This window comes from Larkinella sp. (assembly GCF_965227735.1).
GTDB lineage: Bacteria > Bacteroidota > Bacteroidia > Cytophagales > Spirosomataceae > Larkinella.
Genome location: NZ_OZ245776.1, coordinates 7518204 through 7534321, shown reverse-complemented (window position 1 = coordinate 7534321; position 16118 = coordinate 7518204). Strand labels below are relative to the sequence as shown.

The window sequence follows — 16118 nt, the reverse complement described above, 5'->3', positions numbered from 1 at the left end:
GTTTATCAGAGAACATCAGAGTTATTTTTTTTCTCTGTTTAACTCTGATGTTCTCTGATAAACTCTGTGTAATAACCTTTTAAACGCAGAAAGCCCTCATTTTGAGGGCTTTCAAACACTTATCGCAACAACCTACGCGTTTTGCTTCTGCTTGATCAGATTAAGAGCCGAACCGGCTTTGAACCACTCGATCTGCGTTTCGTTGTAGGTATGATTGACCTGAAATTCTTCGCTCGTTCCGTCGCTGTGGTTCAACCGAATCGTCAACTGACCGTTCGGGCTGAACTCCGTCAGACCCAGAATGTCGATCGTGTCGTCTTCGCGGATGTCTTCGTAGTCGTCCGGATTGGCAAACGTCAGGGCTAACATGCCCTGTTTTTTCAGGTTCGTTTCGTGAATCCGGGCGAATGACTTCACCAGAATGGCCCGAACACCCAAAAACCGGGGTTCCATGGCCGCGTGTTCCCGCGAGGAACCTTCACCGTAGTTTTCGTCACCAACCACAATCGAACCAATACCGGCGGCTTTGTAAGCCCGCTGCACGGCTGGCACTTCGCCATATTCGCCCGACAACTGATTTTTGACGGTATTGGTCTTTTCGTTGTAGAAATTGACCGCTCCGATCAGCATGTTGTTTGAAATGTTGTCGAGGTGACCCCGGTATTTCAACCACGGACCTGCCATTGAAATGTGGTCGGTCGTACACTTGCCTTTCGCCTTGATCAACAATTTCAGGCCCGTCAGGTCGGTTCCTTCCCAGGCTTTGAACGATTCGAGCAGTTGCAGACGATCCGAGGTCGGACTGACGGCAATCTGAATGCCGCTGCCATCTTCGGCCGGAGCCTGATAACCCGCGTCATCCACGGCAAAACCGTTGACGGGCAATTCGATTCCTTCCGGTTCGTCCAGCATCACCGATTCACCGGTTTCGCTAACCAGGCTGTCGGTCATTGGGTTGAACGTCAGGCTACCGGCAATCGCCATCGCCGTCACCAGTTCGGGCGAAGCCACAAAGGCGTGGGTGGTGGCCAGACCGTCGTTCCGCTTGGCGAAATTCCGGTTAAAAGACGTAATGATGGAGTTTTGACGTTTCGGATCGTCGATGTGACGCGCCCACTGACCGATACAGGGTCCGCAGGCATTGGCCAGAACGACACCGCCGATTTGCTCGAACGTCGTCAGTAAACCGTCGCGCTGGGTCGTAAACCGCACCAGTTCCGAACCCGGTGTAACGGTATATTCAGAATGGGTTTTCAGATTTTTGGAAATGGCCTGACGGGCAATCGAAGCCGCGCGGGTCAAATCTTCATACGAGGAGTTGGTACATGAACCGATCAGACCGACATCCAGTTTTTCGGGCCAGCCATTTTCTTTCACGGCCTGCGCAAATTTGGACAGCGGCCAGGCCAAATCCGGCGTGTAGGGACCGTTGACGTGGGGTTCTAGTTCCGACAGGTTGATTTCAATGACCTGATCGTAGTAAGAAGCCGGATCGGCGTATACTTCGTCGTCCGAACGCAGGTGCTGACGAACGGCATGGGCCGCATCGGCCACATCGGCGCGGTCGGTAGCCCGGAGGTAATCGCCCATTTTTTCGTCGTAGGCAAAGATCGATGTCGTTGCTCCGATTTCGGCGCCCATGTTACAAATGGTGCCTTTTCCGGTGGCCGACAAGCTATCCGCGCCGTCTCCAAAATATTCCACGATGCAGCCTGTTCCGCCTTTTACGGTCAGAATACCGGCAACGCGGAGGATGATATCTTTCGCCGAAGCCCAGCCCGACAGTTTTCCGACCAGTTTGATACCAATCAGTTTTGGCATTTTCAGCTCCCAGGGCAAACCGGCCATCACGTCACAGGCATCGGCACCACCGACCCCAATGGCGATCATGCCCAACCCACCGGCGTTCGGCGTGTGTGAGTCCGTACCGATCATCAAACCGCCCGGAAATGCGTAGTTTTCGATCACCACCTGGTGAATAATTCCGGCACCCGGTTTCCAGAAACCGATTCCGTATTTGTCGGACACCGACGCCAGGAAGGCGTATACCTCCCGGTTTTTATTGTTGGCATTTTCCAGATCCTGCACAGCACCCACTTCAGCCTGGATCAGGTGATCGCAGTGAACGGTCGACGGTACAGCCACTTTGGAACGGCCGGCCTGCATAAACTGCAACAACGCCATCTGGGCCGTTGCGTCCTGCATTGCCACGCGATCAGGGGCAAAATCAACGTAATCTTTGCCCCGATTGAACGCCTTTTGGGCGATTCCGTTGCTAAGGTGGGCGTACAATATTTTTTCCGACAGCGTGAGCGGATGGCCCACCACTTGCCGGGCTGCTTCGACACGTTCGCCGAAACCGTCGTATACGCGCTGAATCATGTCAAAATCAAAAGCCATAGACAGGAGGAATTAGCAGTGAATAGTAAAATGTATCTGAATAAACAACACCGGCTACCGGAAAATGAGTTTCCCGATGAGCGTGTCAAAATTAGGTGATTTTCATTCTAAAATAAAACAGGATGGAATTTTCCCGATAATTTGTAAACGTTATCGCTATTGTGTTCCCTTTTGCGAGCCTATTTGTAGAAGCAAGGCCGGAGGAGTCAATTACTACTCGACATGGCATTCGGGGTGTCCATCGTGAGGTCGGTTTGCGGGCGGGGTTTCCAGTCCAGCAAATTGTATTTCAGGATGCAGAAAATGGCCCGAAATCCGTCGCGCCAGCCGATTTTTTTGCCTTCCTGATACGTCCGGCCATAGTAGGAGATGCCAACCTCGTAGATCCGGATGCCCGGAATGCGGGCAATCTTAGCGGTCACTTCCGGTTCGAAGCCAAACCGCTTTTCGTTCAGGTCGATCGATTTGATGATTTCGCTGCGAAACACTTTGAAACAGGTTTCCATGTCGGTCAGGTTCAAATCGGTGAGCATGTTCGAGAGCAACGTCAAAAACCGGTTGCCGACGGTATGCCAGAAATACAACACCCGGTGGGGCCGCCCGCCCATGAAACGCGACCCGTACACCACATCCGCCCGACCCGCCAGCAACGGCTGCAGCAAATGGGTATACTCTTCGGGATCATATTCCAGATCAGCGTCCTGAATGATGATAAAATTCCCGTGTGCGCATTGAATTCCTACCCGCAGAGCCTCTCCTTTTCCCTGATTGACAGCCTGTTTGATGTAGCGTACGGTCGTATCGGGATGATCTTCGTTAAACCGCCGGACAATCGTTTCCGTTTGATCCGAAGAACCGTCGTCTACAACGATAATTTCCCGATTCAACTGACCCGGAAGACCCACTTCGGCCACTCGTTTCAAAACGAAACCGATGGTTTTTTCTTCGTTGTAAGCGGGAATGATAATCGATAAAAGCATAGAGAAAAATGAGTTTATCCCCTATTTTAACAGCTTTTATTTACTTTATTAACAAAACGGTTACAAATTTTTATTTCGACTCATGAGCGTACTCCGAAAACCATCCGCGACGGTTTGGCCCCGCAATTCCAGATCCGGATAAAAATACGGTGAGCAGGGTTCTTCCAGGTCGTAACAACTCTGGACGGTGGGCGTGTTGATCGGAATCAGCACCACCAAACCGCTCTGGGTGTGTTTGCGGGTGAACAATTCGGCCTGTGTGCCCCGGGTTTGATACGTCAGCGGTTTGGGCAACAAGGCGTAGGTTTGCAGCGGAAACCGTTCTTTCCAGAGCACGATATAACCGTAGTAGCCAAGCAAAATGCCGATCAGCCCCACCACCAGAGCACTGGTCCAGGGCATGATGTTCCAGTAATTGGTTTTGGCCGGGAAAAAGGGTAAAAGGGGTAAAAAAGCAGTCATCCAGACGAAGGCATACCCAAACCGGAATTCCGGGGCCGACAGAAACCAGAACAGAAAACCGGCCAGGGCAGCGCCATACGGAACCACCAGCGGTTGAAACCGGGTTTTACGCACCGGATTGAAAAAATGGCTCAGGGCCAGAAAAGGTGACAAGACGGCCAGCAGCCAGATTGGTTTGTTCAGGAAATAATAATCTTTGTATTGCCACCAGGCCGGAATCCACTCTGTCGCCGGGGTTCTCAGCTTTGAAGCATCATAATACGGTTCTATGATCCGGAATTTGGCCCAGAACTCGACAAAATCCTTTTCAAAACGCACCCGTTCAACCGGAATTTCCCAGTCGAACGAAAACAGGTCCAGCGCCGGAAAAGGATACAGCAGATACCCCGACAGGATCGTCGTGCGAACCATCCAGGGCAAAACCGTCAACAGGCCCAATCCGCCCAGCCACATGAAATGGCGCACGGCAAGCTGCTTTCTGACCGCCCAGGCAAGCGGCACCAGACCCAACGCAATGGGAATCGTTGCTAATTTGACGGTGATGCAAACACAAACCAGCATGAAGAGCAGGACGTGCCGAATGGAAAAAACCGGACGAAGTTCCAGCCAGATCATGAAAATGGTGATGGGGAGCAGCGTACCCCAGACATCCGGCGTCGGCGAAAAAACCTGCCGGATCTGGTAAAAAAGCAGCAGGCTCAGAATGACGACGGCCAGAAACCGGACGGGTGTGGCCGAGCGAATCTGACTCAAGAGCCGCCAGCAGACGACGAGATACAGAAACCCGTTGAGCGGAAACAGCGTCTGACCCGCCCAGTCCGTAAAGCCAAAAGCCGCAGACGTAACCAGAAAACTGGAGTTAAAAGCCAGCCGTCCGTGTAGATTGCCCAGGCCGGGAATGACCCGAAACCGTTCGTACCAGCGCATGGAAGGCAAATGATACATGCCACTGTCGATGTTACCGGGTTCGAGCATGGAATAGAGCAACACAACCACCACAAACAGCCAGAAAAGCGGAATCTGTTTCTGCTGCCGGGTAAATCGACGGAAATAAGCCGAAACCGATGCCGGAGATCCGGCGGCCATCAAAACCGCCCCGGCCAGCCAGCCCAGCGCCAGGTAGTGGTTGGCTGGTAAGAAAATGGAGGCTAATTGCACGAACATAACCAGCAGACACAAACCGACTAAAATCAGATCACTTCCTTTGACCGGTTCCAAACCATCGATTAACCGCCATCGAATCAACACTTTATAGAAGAATAAACCATATGCAAAACAACCGGACGCCAGAACCGCCCACAAAACCAGAAGTATCATTGTAAGAAATTGAAGCGATTAAAACCGTCAGATCGTCCGCCGAAGTGGCCATGGCGGATCGTTTCATCTTTCAACATTAGGCATTTTAAGGGTTCCTTTTACAAATAAATTTATTTCTTTTTAAATCCGGGTATATGGCAGAAGGAACAAAACGTTTCAACATTATAAAAAATAGCGGGTTAAAATGGCAAATCGATACCCTAAAAAGGCTTTTTTGCCTCATTCGGGCGGTTAAACAGGATCATTTTTACCTAATTTTCCTGAACGAATAACCCCCTGAAATCGTTATCAAACCGCAACTATCACCCGCCCGGCCACCTTTCCCGGCCTAAGATTTGTGAGTATTACGGCTTTTGCTTCTATATTTGGCACGAGACGTGGGGACCGATTGTCGGTGCAGTTTTAACATTCAACCTGAATTTATATGTCAAAAAACCTGGTTATCGTGGAATCACCCGCGAAGGCGAGGACCATTGAAGGGTATCTGGGTAAAGATTTCGTGGTGAAATCGAGCTATGGTCACGTTCGGGATTTACCTAAAGATGATATGGCGATTGACATCCAGAATGGCTTTCGTCCGATCTATGAAGTCTCCCCTGATAAACGTCAGGTTATCAGTGAATTGAAAAAACTGGTAAAGGAATCTGAAGTAATCTGGCTCGCCACGGACGACGACCGCGAAGGGGAAGCCATCTCCTGGCATTTGAAAGAGGCATTGGGTCTGAAAGACGATACCAAACGGATTGTTTTTCACGAGATTACCAAAAAAGCCATTCAGAATGCCATCGATTCACCCCGTCTGATTGATATTGATTTGGTCAATGCCCAGCAGGCCCGGCGCGTTCTCGACCGGCTGGTGGGGTTTGAATTGTCACCGGTTTTGTGGAAAAAAATCAAATCGGGCAGTTCAATGGCCTTGTCGGCGGGTCGGGTGCAATCGGTCGCGGTTCGGCTCATTGTGGAGCGCGAACGCGAAATCGACGGTCACAGCACCAAATCCAGCTACAAGGTTACAGCCCAGTTTATGGTCGACAACGGCAAGATTCTGAATGCCGAGTTGCCCAAAAACTTTGCCACGCTCGACGAAGCGCGTGCTTTTCTGGACAAATGCCGGGAAGCCATTTTCACGATCAAAAATCTGGAAACCAAACCCGCCAAGAAATCGCCCGCACCGCCCTTTACCACCTCGACGTTGCAACAGGAAGCTTCCCGCAAACTGTCGTTTTCGGTGTTGCAAACCATGACGCTGGCGCAGAAACTGTATGAAAGCGGGAAGATTTCGTATATGCGGACGGACTCGATCAGTCTGTCGCAGGAAGCCATCGACAAGGCGAAACAGGCAATTACGACCGATTTTGGCGAGAAATATGTTCATACCCGCCAATACAAAACCAAATCCGAATCGGCGCAGGAAGCCCACGAAGCCATCCGACCGACCGATTTTTCGGTCAAAACCGCTGGCGGTGACCGCAACGAACAACGCTTGTATGACCTGATCTGGAAACGCTCCATTGCCTCCCAGATGGCGGATGCCCAACTCGAACGGACGACAGCGACCATCGGTATTTCGACCACCCCGGAAGAATTGATTGCACAAGGTGAAGTGATCAAGTTCGACGGTTTTCTGAAGGTCTACCTGGAATCGACCGACGACGAAGACGAAGAAAGCAAAGGCATGTTGCCTCCGCTCTCCATTGGCCAGGTGTTGAATCTGGATCAGATGAAAGCCACCCAGCGATTCAGTCGGCCCGCACCCCGGTATACGGAGGCCAGTCTAGTGAAAAAACTGGAAGAAATGGGCATCGGCCGGCCGTCGACCTACGCGCCGACGATTTCGACCATTGTCAAACGGCAGTACGTTATCAAGGAAGACCGGCCCGGCAAAGAGCGCGATTTCAAGGAACTGATTTTGAAAAAAGGCGAAATCGAGGAAAAAACCGGCAAAGAAAATTACGGTTCCGAAAAAGCCAAGCTCTTCCCGACCAACATGGGTCTGGTGGTGAACGATTTTCTGGTCGAATATTTTGAAGGCATTGTCGATTATAAGTTTACGGCCAACGTCGAGAAGGAATTTGATGAGATCGCCAACGGCAAAATGGGTTGGCAGGACATGATCCAGAATTTCTACGGCGACTTCCACCGGAACGTTGAAACCGTGCAGGGTGCCGCCCTGACGGGCTCGAAACCGGGTAGCCGTGACTTGGGAATTCACCCGGAATCGGGTAAAAAAGTGTCGGCCAGACTCGGCAAATACGGTGCTTACGTCCAGATTGGCGAAGCCACCGACGAGGACAAACCGCAGTTTGCCAACCTCAAAAAAGACCAGTTGATCGAAACCATCTCGCTCGAAGATGCCCTCGATCTGTTCTCGCTGCCCCGCGAAGTCGGCTTTTTTGAAGACAAACCGATGGTGATCGGCATTGGCAAATTTGGCCCGTATGTCAAACACGACGATAAATATGTCTCGCTTTCGAAAGAAGATGATCCTTACACGATTACGGCCGAACGCACCGTCGAACTGATTCAGCAAAAGCGGTTGGAAAACATCAGCGAATCCATAGGCGAGTTTGAAGGCAAGCTCATTTCCACCGGAAAAGGCCGTTTTGGCCCGTATGTCAAACACGATGACAAATACATCTCGCTCCCGAAAGGTGAATCACCTGCCGGTTTGACGCTGGAACGCGCCATCGAACTGATTCAGGCCAAACGCTTGACGGAGAGCAATAAATACATCAAGGAGTTTCCGGAAAATCCGGCGGTGAAAGTCGTCAACGGCATGTATGGCCCCTACATTTCCATCGGAAAACGAAATGTCAAAATTCCGAAGGATGTAGAACCGGCCACCCTGACGCTGGAAGACTGCCTGAAACTGGCGGGCGACACGGGTAGCGAGGAAAAACCCAAAGCGAAGAAGGTTACGAAAGCACCGGCAACACGTCCTGCTGCGGCCAAGAAAACCGCTGTGAAAAAGAAGTAAATAGAGCCAATTGTTTAGATACGAAGCCCCTCAATTAACACTGAGGGGCTTTTTTTCACCCATTCCATTCCGGGCGATTTTGAACCCGATCGGTCAGTCTCAGAAATAACCGCTTTTTAGTTTTCGAAAGATGCACTATTTTGAACGTCCATTTCCTTGTTCTTATCATGCCTAAACGTCTTAACCTGGTTGTGCTTTCCGGTGCCGGGATCAGTGCCGAGAGCGGTTTGAAAACCTTCCGCGACGCCAACGGGCTGTGGGAAAACCACCGCATCGAGGATGTTGCCACGCCCGAAGGTTGGGCGAAAGATCCGGATCTGGTGCTCGAATTTTATAACCAGCGCCGGAAACAGGCCCTTGACGCGAAACCCAATGCCGGGCATCTGGCGTTAAAATCCCTGGAGAAGTTCTATGCGGTGACCATCATCACCCAAAACGTCGATAATCTGCACGAAAAAGCCGGTTCATCGAACGTCATTCACCTGCACGGCGAACTGTTCAAGTCGCGCAGTACGCGGGATGAAAACCTGGTGTATGACATCAATGGCTGGGAATTGAAACGGACTGATCGCTGCGAAAAAGGGGCGCCCTTGCGCCCCCACATTGTCTGGTTTGGCGAAGCCGTGCCGCTGATGGAAACCGCCGTTGAACTGACCCATGCCGCCGACATCCTGATCATCGTCGGCACTTCGATGGTGGTTTATCCGGCCGCCGGTTTGATCGACTACGTTCGACCGGGCGTTCCGATTTACGTGGTCGATCCGAACGTGCCGGATATACGCCCCCGCAAAAACCTGACGTTTATTCCCGAACCAGCCACGACGGGTTTGTCGCGGCTGGCCGAGCAGTTGATCGTCAATGCAACGGGCGGGGCTTGATCATCCCGCCTTTGACGTCGGCAATGCTGTGTTCAATCAGAAATGCCTTTTCATCGACTTCGCTGATTTTATCTTTCAAGCGGGTGATTTCCAGCCGGGTAACCACGGCATACAGAATATTGATGTCGTTTTCCCGCATCCCGCGTTTGCCAAATCCTTTTTCACCTTTCAAAACGGTAACCCCGCGTTCGAGTTCTTCCGTGATCAGTTGGCGCACTTCTTCGTGCCGATCCGACACGATCATCACGGCAATGTATTCTTCAATGCCGTGGATGATAAAATCGACGGTTTTGGAGGCCGAGAGATACGTCAACATGGCGTATAGGGCGGTCTCGACGTTGATGAACACGGCGGCTGACCCAAAAATCAGAACGTTGATGATCATAATGACATCTCCTACCGACAAGGGCGAACGGCGGCTCACGTAAATCGCCAGCACCTCCGTCCCGTCCAGCACTCCGCCCCCCCGAATGGCCAGTCCAATGCCGGCACCGAGGAAAAAACCGCCAAAGACAGCAATCAGCAGTTTATCCGTTGTCACAACGGGATAAGGGATAAAAGCCAGACACAGAGCCAGCAATCCAATGGCGACGGCGGTTTTGAGGGCAAAGGTCCAGGATACCTGACGGAATCCCATCCAGATAAACGGGATGTTGACCACCACGACCAGAATGGCCAGGTCGACGCCGGTTTTGATTTGAAGCAGCAGCGAAATACCGATTACGCCCCCGTCCAGAAAATCATTGGGCAACAAAAACCCTTTCAGTCCCATTCCGGCGCTGAGTACACCCAGAACAATCAATATAACCTCTTTTATTTCCCGAAAAACGGCCGAATTGCGAGCCCGTTGTATGCGTTTCTTTACCATAATTCCTGAGTTGATGGTGGATAATTAATTGATTATCAAAACCGTGTATATTTACAGTCTTTCCTGATCCGTTGACATCACCGATTGTGTCGGCTCATGAACGACAGAACCCTTACGAAAGGTCGCAAGGATTTCAGGAGTGAATACAGCAATCTCAGGAACGTCAGGGGGCATTGATGGCGATCTGGTGTCCAAAGAGCCGCCGAAACCAGGAGAAAAAATAATAGAAAACGTCGCGCCGGAGGAAAAGGGCTACAGGCTTGATCAACACCCAAATCGCAGCAATTATCGCAAAAAAGGGCAGCGGAATCTGGTGCGAAACCGGAGGGGTCACCAGGGCTTCGTGAACAAACAAGTGTGCAAACCCATCGGTCAGATTGTCGGTCAGTTCATAACCGGATGGGACATCGATCGTCGCCACTTTCACAAACGACTCCTTCAACCGCCCGTCGGACACCCTGGCCCACAAAGCCAGTGTCCACCCGATCAGGAGGAAAGAAATCACATGAAAAAGGGGGCGATACAAAGGCATCAAAGAATCATTTTTGGTCTAACGATGGTAAAACCCACAGTGCGGTTTTTACAAGTATACTAAATTTTTCGCTAAAAAGCCAGCCTGCTTTCAAAGAATGCGGAAGAAAACCGGTTCATCGTCTGTGTAAAACCGCTACCTTTGCGTTTTATCGAATTAGCGCATGCAACTCCTCGACGGAAAAGTTCTCTCCCAACAAATCAAACAGGAACTCGCGGCAGAAGTCGCCGAAATCAAATCCCAGGGCGGCAAAACTCCGCACTTGGTCGCCATTCTGGTCGGCACGGCGGGGCGTAGCGAAACCTACGTTGCCAGCAAAATGAAAAGCTGCGAAGAAATCGGCATGGCCTCGACGCTCATCCGGTTCGATGATGCGGTTTCGGAAGCGGAGCTGATCGACGCCGTTCAGGCCGTAAACGCCAATCCGGACATGGACGGTCTGATTGTGCAGTTGCCCCTGCCCGCCCACATTTCGGCCGACAAAGTCATGGAAACCATCGATCCGGCCAAAGACGTAGACGGTTTTCACCCGATCAACATTGGCCGCATGGCCAAGGGATTACCGGCTTATATTTCGGCCACTCCGCAGGGCATTCTGGAAATGCTGCAACGGTATCAGATCGAAACCGCCGGCAAACACTGCGTGGTGGTGGGTCGCAGCCAGATTGTGGGATTGCCGATGAGCATTTTGATGCAGCGCAACACCTACCCCGGCAACTGCACCGTGACCATGACCCACAGCCGGACACAGAATCTGCCCGAAATCTGTCGTTCAGCCGATATTTTGATAGCGGCCCTGGGCCGACCGGAATTTATCACCGCCGACATGGTGAAAGAAGGGGCCGTGGTGATCGACGTGGGGCTGGAACGCGTTCCGGATGCCTCCAAAAAAAGCGGTTTTGCGCTGAAAGGCGATGTAAAATTTGACGAAGTGGCCCCCAAAACGAGCTTCATCACCCCGGTTCCCGGTGGCGTCGGCCTGATGACGATCTGCTCCCTGATGCAAAATACGCTGAAATCGGCCCGCAAGGAAGTTTATCATTGAGTGGTATTTCATTGAGTGGTTGAGCGATTTGTGATTGATCGATGAGAAGGATGTATTGTCACTCAATCGCTCAATCACAAATCGCTCAATGCTAAAAGCCCAGCCCGATCACCAGCGGTTGCACCAGCAGCTCGCCGGTTTTGAGGTTGTAGAGGGTCCGCATCCCCGCTTCAAACGGCGTGCGTAACCGCATGACGTTGAAGACAAACGAGAGATCCAGTCCCGCTGTATAATACTGATCGGTGACGACCCGGTTTTGCCCCTGCACGCGCACCTGACTCTCCCCCTGCGCGGCATCGTAAAAACCGGTGGCTTTGACCCGTTGGATGTAGAGCCACCGCCCGATTGACCAGTGGGGATTGAGCAGCGGCAGGCGGTATTCCACACTGCCTGTCATCAACTGATCATAGCTCACATAAGACTGACCACGCGGAAAGAAAACCGCCGGTGCAAACCGGTATGTTCCCTGCATTTGCTGCTGATAGCCCGCCCGCAACCGCAACGAATGGTGTTTTCCTACCCCCGGAAAATACAGACTTCCCTGCACCGCCCACACCTCGCCGGTCAGTTTCCCGCCAAACGGCGTGTTTCGCCAGACGGCCGAAACCGCCTGTCCCCAGCGGGGGCCGACATCGCGTTTGCTCTGTTTCAGGGTGCGTGAATAGGATCCCGCGTAGGACATGCCGTGCAACACGCGGTCAAAACCGACTTCCGTGAGGGGACGCACCGGCAGGTCATACCCGCTCACTTGCTGTAGATTGTAATACGCGGACAAAGACGCGCTTTGAAAATATTTTGAGGTCGTGAGCTGCAGCGGAATCCGGATGCCGGCATTCAACTGGTTGTAATTCCAGGCGTCGCTCCGCAACGAATCGAGCGGAGCCCGGCGGTCGATGTAGACGGACGTGGACCGGCGCCCCCGCTGAAAACCGAGATCGATGATCGGGAAAAGGCCCTGATAACTGAGATTTCCGTAGTAATTCACCGTTCGCTCCGACTGGTCATAGCCCACGCCCAGGTCGATTTGGGTGGTGCTTAGCAGATCCTGCGACCGCAAACCGACCGTTCCGCTCTGGCCGTCGGAACTCACCACCGGCCCCCAGCTATACACATTGACGGCGTTCAGCAACCGGTTAAACCGCTTTTTGGGGAAGTCGGTCGCTGGGGACAGCGAATCGGCCAGGGCCGCCCGCACCTGTGCACCACCCGTTTCCTGGCTGATCAGTGGACCGAAATACCGGACAGAACCATCGCGAACCTGACTGACGGGAATCCATTGGGACGGATCGAGCGGCATTTCGGCGATGCGGTAGCCTTCAGCGTGAAAATCATGGAAGCTCAGTTTCCGCCCATCGGCGGAGATCGCCGGGTGATAGGCCCCGAGTGGCCGGGAAGTTACCTGGTACGACTGCCCGGTCTGGGTATCGAGCGCATAGATGTTGTCGATGCCGGACTGGGGCGAATTGTAGAAAACATACTGTTTCCAGGGCTGGGGATGGCTGATGTTCAGACCGGAAACCGGCAACAAATCCCGCCGGATATTCGTCTCGGAGTCAATGGATTGAATTATTTTTCCGGCTTTGGTGCGGGTCACCACCACGAGCGTCCGGTTGTCGTCCTGCCAGCGGGGCTGACCATAAAAGTCATTCTGTGGATTATCCAGAACCCGCAGTTCCTGACCGGTTTGGGCGTCGAGAATAACCAGCCGGATTTGGTACGATTCGTCGTTGCGGACGGCCACCACCCGGGTTCCGTCGGGCGACAGGGACGCCACTGAATAGCGGCTATGGCTCGACAATCGTTTGAGTTGGCGGGATTTCAAATCGAAAAGCTTGACCTCGGACTGAATCCGTTGTCCGAATCGGACATCATACCGGAATTCGGTCCAGCAGATTTTTCCAGCCGCTACCGACAGCATTTCGGGATTGTTGTATAAACCGGGTACCATGATTTTGGATTCGACGCCATTCCGGTCCAGCCGCACGAACTGCGCAATATCCCCCAACCCGGACTTCAAGGCGATCACCTCCTGGCCTGATACATACTGCGGATATTGGTAATTGGTAAATACCTTTCCCGATGCAGTTACCGGAAATGTAACCGCATCGGTTAAACGGAGACCTTTCTGTTGTTTCCGCCAGCTTTCCTCAATATCATCCATCGACCTTCGGTAGAGTTCTTCAATCCGGTAGTTCGTCGTTTTTTTAACGCTGTTGGAAAAAGAAAATGGGTACAACGGAAACCGGTAATACCGATTCAGGGCCTTGCTCCAGGCATCCGCACCGTAAGTCCGTTTTAAATAGGTAGACATAAAGTATCCCAGAACGTAATGATTAGGCACATTGTCGCGGTACGATCCGCCGACGGCTTTGGGATAGCTAAACCGTTTTCCGGCCAGCAGATTGGCCCGCATGCCCAGATCGAAGTTCGGAATTCGCCCGCGACCGCCCAGCGTCAGCGCGGTTTCCGTACCCACGGCGTCGCCTTCCCAAAACCAGTCCGGCACGCCCAGCGTCAGGGCCGAAAAGGCCGAATTACCAAAAACCGTATACGCCAGCCGCGTCAGCCCCTGCAAGGCTTTATCGTATTGAACCACGTGCCGGAACTCGTGAACGGCCAGCAGATCGAGCCATTCGAGATTTCCGGCCAGAAAAGGATCCTGCGCCGGTATGGCAAAAAACTCCGATCGCCGGGGCATCATGGTTACAAAACCGTTGCTGATCATGGTCTGGTTTTGGAGCACCACCGACAACCTGCGGGGCTTTTTTTGCAGCGTTGCACTGACGGGTTCATACACCTGTTCCAGACGCCGGGCGGTTTGCTGGGCGGTTTGGTCGAAACCGCTGGGGTACAGAACCCGAAAGTGGGGTGTTTGCAGTTGATACCAGGGCAGGCGGGGGGGATTTTGATCCAGAACGGGCAGGGTCTGAGCCGCAGCCGACAGGGTTGTAAGCAGAAAAACCGGCAACCAATAGCGCATAATTTTGAATGGGTCCATCAAAAAAAGTTGGACCGGTAAGGTACACAAAACCGCTAAAGAATCGAACCGGGGCGAAATATGATTTACAAGTTGGCAATAAACCGGAAAACTACTACCTTCAATCTCTCATTTAGGGCCATTGTCCGGCACCTGTTCATTTCTTTATGTTGCCCAACCGACCTTTTACCATATTAGTTGCCGAAGACGATGAAGAAGATCGGCTGTTACTGGATGAAGCGTTTATGCAAAATGGGTTGTTCGACTGCGGACGGTTTGTGGAGGATGGAGATCAGGTCATCGACTATCTGATGAACTGCATTGGCGTGGAGGCCGTCAACCCGCTGCCTTCGCTGGTGATTATGGACATCAATATGCCCCTCCGAAATGGTTTGGAGACGCTTCAGGCCATTCGGGCCGACCATCATTTAAAAAACATTCCGGTGCTGATTCTGACTTCGTCGCGGCAGGAGGTTGAAAAAGCCTACCGGCTGGGGGCCAATTCCTACCTCGTCAAGCCCATCCAGTTTACGGAATTGATTCAGATGATCAGCGACGTTACGACGTATTGGCGGGATACCGTCAATCTGCCCTACAATGAATATTGATATTTTCCCGGCCTCATCGCATCATGTGATAGAGTACGGAGGCCCGAAAGCGAATCTCTCTTAAGGCTTTGTTTCCCAGCAATCCACCACCCGTATAATACCGGTGAATAATGTTTTTGCTATTGCCCTGAAAGTGGAGCGTATGGAGAATGATTTCTTTTTTTAACAACAGGTTATAGGCAACAGGGTGTCCATTCTTGATCACGATTTTCTTGCGCCCCAAACCAAATTCGTATTCATCCAGATCGTAATTGGTTGCCATTGAAATATTGTGATCGAAAGCGGACCCGCTTTGGCAAGCCGACAGATTACGGATTCGTGAATTTTCTTCCTCGTAAAAAACATACAAAGCGGTCATGTCTGAAATGCCGGCCCGGTCGTTTTTAATGATCTTCTCCGCCCGGATCTGATCCATGAATGCGATAAACCGGGGCAGGGTATACAGGTTACTCATCAGATCGCAAAACTGGCTGATTCCCTCCCAGGTCCAGTACGACGAATGGCCCGACGCTGACCGAACCCACTGATAGTCAACGCCAACATTGTATGCCGCCTGGTATTTCGTCAAGCCGGCCTGGTTCACGTAGTGGGTAATATCCGAATAAATCATAACATCCGAATCGGCCACAAAAACCTGTTGATAGCCTTCGCGTCGCATCAGTTCTTTCACCAGATACCAGCGCACGAAACAGAACAGTTCGTAGTCGTAATGATTGGGAGACTGGTGCTGATACACACTTTTAAACCTGTCCGTTTCCGGATTCAAAAAATCACTGACCTTGTGGTGAATCAAAAACGGAAACCGGTTATTGTCGTCATCACCCAGGAGGTGAATCGGACTGTCGGGATTGGAATGAGCAGCTTGCCGAAGGGTATATTCCAGGTAAAAACTGTAACGTTGATGGACGAAAATAATCGGAATGCCCGATCGACCTCCCGACTTTTGATTTTGGTCCCGGGTGGTTACGGGAACGGTTTCTTTCAAGTCGGCAGAGGAAGGAGACGTATTTATCATACAGAAGCTGTTGAGTAAAAACTGATACTAATATAGCAATCTTATCAATTGACCCAATA

Annotated in this window: 11 protein-coding genes; 4 read left to right on the top strand and 7 right to left on the bottom strand. The window is 51.9% G+C overall.

The window, feature by feature from the left end:
* Window positions 1-132 precede the first annotated feature (132 nt).
* The 3 genes from ACO064_RS29860 to ACO064_RS29850 form a co-directional block, all read right to left on the bottom strand.
* Window positions 133-2400, bottom strand: a complete 2268-nt coding sequence (locus tag ACO064_RS29860; protein WP_421830826.1) for an aconitate hydratase — start codon at window positions 2398-2400, stop codon at window positions 133-135.
* Window positions 2401-2606: 206 nt separating this feature from the next.
* The gene (locus ACO064_RS29855) at window positions 2607-3380 is read right to left on the bottom strand and encodes a glycosyltransferase family 2 protein (protein WP_421830825.1); all 774 of its coding nucleotides are present in this window, start codon (window positions 3378-3380) and stop codon (window positions 2607-2609) included.
* A gap of 60 nt (window positions 3381-3440) precedes the next feature.
* Complete coding sequence (locus ACO064_RS29850) at window positions 3441-5159, bottom strand: LIC_10190 family membrane protein (protein WP_421830824.1); 1719 nt, start codon at window positions 5157-5159, stop codon at window positions 3441-3443.
* A 424-nt stretch (window positions 5160-5583) separates the two neighbouring features.
* Between ACO064_RS29850 and topA the strand changes: the two genes are divergently transcribed.
* A complete protein-coding gene (gene topA / locus ACO064_RS29845) occupies window positions 5584-8136 on the top strand; it encodes a type I DNA topoisomerase (protein WP_421830823.1) in 2553 nt (850 codons plus the stop codon).
* A 167-nt stretch (window positions 8137-8303) separates the two neighbouring features.
* Entirely contained in the window at window positions 8304-9014 is a 711-nt protein-coding gene (locus tag ACO064_RS29840) for an SIR2 family NAD-dependent protein deacylase (protein ID WP_421830822.1), read from the top strand.
* Here ACO064_RS29840 and ACO064_RS29835 read toward each other — a convergent pair.
* Both ACO064_RS29835 and ACO064_RS29830 read right to left on the bottom strand, forming a co-directional pair.
* A complete protein-coding gene (locus tag ACO064_RS29835) occupies window positions 8992-9882 on the bottom strand; it encodes a YitT family protein (protein WP_421830821.1) in 891 nt (296 codons plus the stop codon). The two genes, ACO064_RS29840 and ACO064_RS29835, sit on opposite strands and share 23 nt — an antisense overlap.
* A gap of 163 nt (window positions 9883-10045) precedes the next feature.
* Window positions 10046-10387: a hypothetical protein gene (locus tag ACO064_RS29830; RefSeq protein ID WP_421830820.1), complete on the bottom strand. Its 342-nt coding sequence runs from the start codon at window positions 10385-10387 to the stop codon at window positions 10046-10048.
* A gap of 190 nt (window positions 10388-10577) precedes the next feature.
* Here ACO064_RS29830 and ACO064_RS29825 point away from each other — a divergent pair, with 190 nt between their 5' ends.
* The gene (locus ACO064_RS29825; protein ID WP_421830819.1) at window positions 10578-11459 is read left to right on the top strand and encodes a bifunctional 5,10-methylenetetrahydrofolate dehydrogenase/5,10-methenyltetrahydrofolate cyclohydrolase; all 882 of its coding nucleotides are present in this window, start codon (window positions 10578-10580) and stop codon (window positions 11457-11459) included.
* Between the two features lie 91 nt (window positions 11460-11550).
* On the opposite strand, the gene ACO064_RS29820 is transcribed toward ACO064_RS29825, so the two are convergent.
* Complete coding sequence (locus ACO064_RS29820) at window positions 11551-14439, bottom strand: hypothetical protein (protein WP_421830818.1); 2889 nt, start codon at window positions 14437-14439, stop codon at window positions 11551-11553.
* Between the two features lie 164 nt (window positions 14440-14603).
* Between ACO064_RS29820 and ACO064_RS29815 the strand changes: the two genes are divergently transcribed.
* Window positions 14604-15044: a response regulator gene (locus tag ACO064_RS29815; RefSeq protein WP_421830817.1), complete on the top strand. Its 441-nt coding sequence runs from the start codon at window positions 14604-14606 to the stop codon at window positions 15042-15044.
* Window positions 15045-15057: 13 nt separating this feature from the next.
* Here ACO064_RS29815 and ACO064_RS29810 read toward each other — a convergent pair whose 3' ends face one another.
* Window positions 15058-16059 (bottom strand): hypothetical protein, encoded by a 1002-nt coding sequence (locus ACO064_RS29810; protein ID WP_421830816.1) that lies wholly within the window; start codon window positions 16057-16059, stop codon window positions 15058-15060.
* Window positions 16060-16118 lie beyond the last annotated feature (59 nt).

Excerpts from the sequence above, each read along its gene's own strand:
- ACO064_RS29855 (WP_421830825.1), bottom strand. The coding sequence starts at position 3,380 with ATGCTTTTATCGATTATCATTCCCGCTTACAACGAAGAAAAAACCATC.
- ACO064_RS29840 (WP_421830822.1), top strand. The coding sequence starts at position 8,304 with ATGCCTAAACGTCTTAACCTGGTTGTGCTTTCCGGTGCCGGGATCAGT.
- ACO064_RS29820 (WP_421830818.1), bottom strand. The coding sequence starts at position 14,439 with ATGCGCTATTGGTTGCCGGTTTTTCTGCTTACAACCCTGTCGGCTGCG.
- ACO064_RS29835 (WP_421830821.1), bottom strand. The coding sequence starts at position 9,882 with ATGGTAAAGAAACGCATACAACGGGCTCGCAATTCGGCCGTTTTTCGG.
- ACO064_RS29815 (WP_421830817.1), top strand. The coding sequence starts at position 14,604 with ATGTTGCCCAACCGACCTTTTACCATATTAGTTGCCGAAGACGATGAA.
- ACO064_RS29850 (WP_421830824.1), bottom strand. The coding sequence starts at position 5,159 with ATGATACTTCTGGTTTTGTGGGCGGTTCTGGCGTCCGGTTGTTTTGCA.
- topA (WP_421830823.1), top strand. The coding sequence starts at position 5,584 with ATGTCAAAAAACCTGGTTATCGTGGAATCACCCGCGAAGGCGAGGACC.
- ACO064_RS29810 (WP_421830816.1), bottom strand. The coding sequence starts at position 16,059 with ATGATAAATACGTCTCCTTCCTCTGCCGACTTGAAAGAAACCGTTCCC.
- ACO064_RS29825 (WP_421830819.1), top strand. The coding sequence starts at position 10,578 with ATGCAACTCCTCGACGGAAAAGTTCTCTCCCAACAAATCAAACAGGAA.
- ACO064_RS29860 (WP_421830826.1), bottom strand. The coding sequence starts at position 2,400 with ATGGCTTTTGATTTTGACATGATTCAGCGCGTATACGACGGTTTCGGC.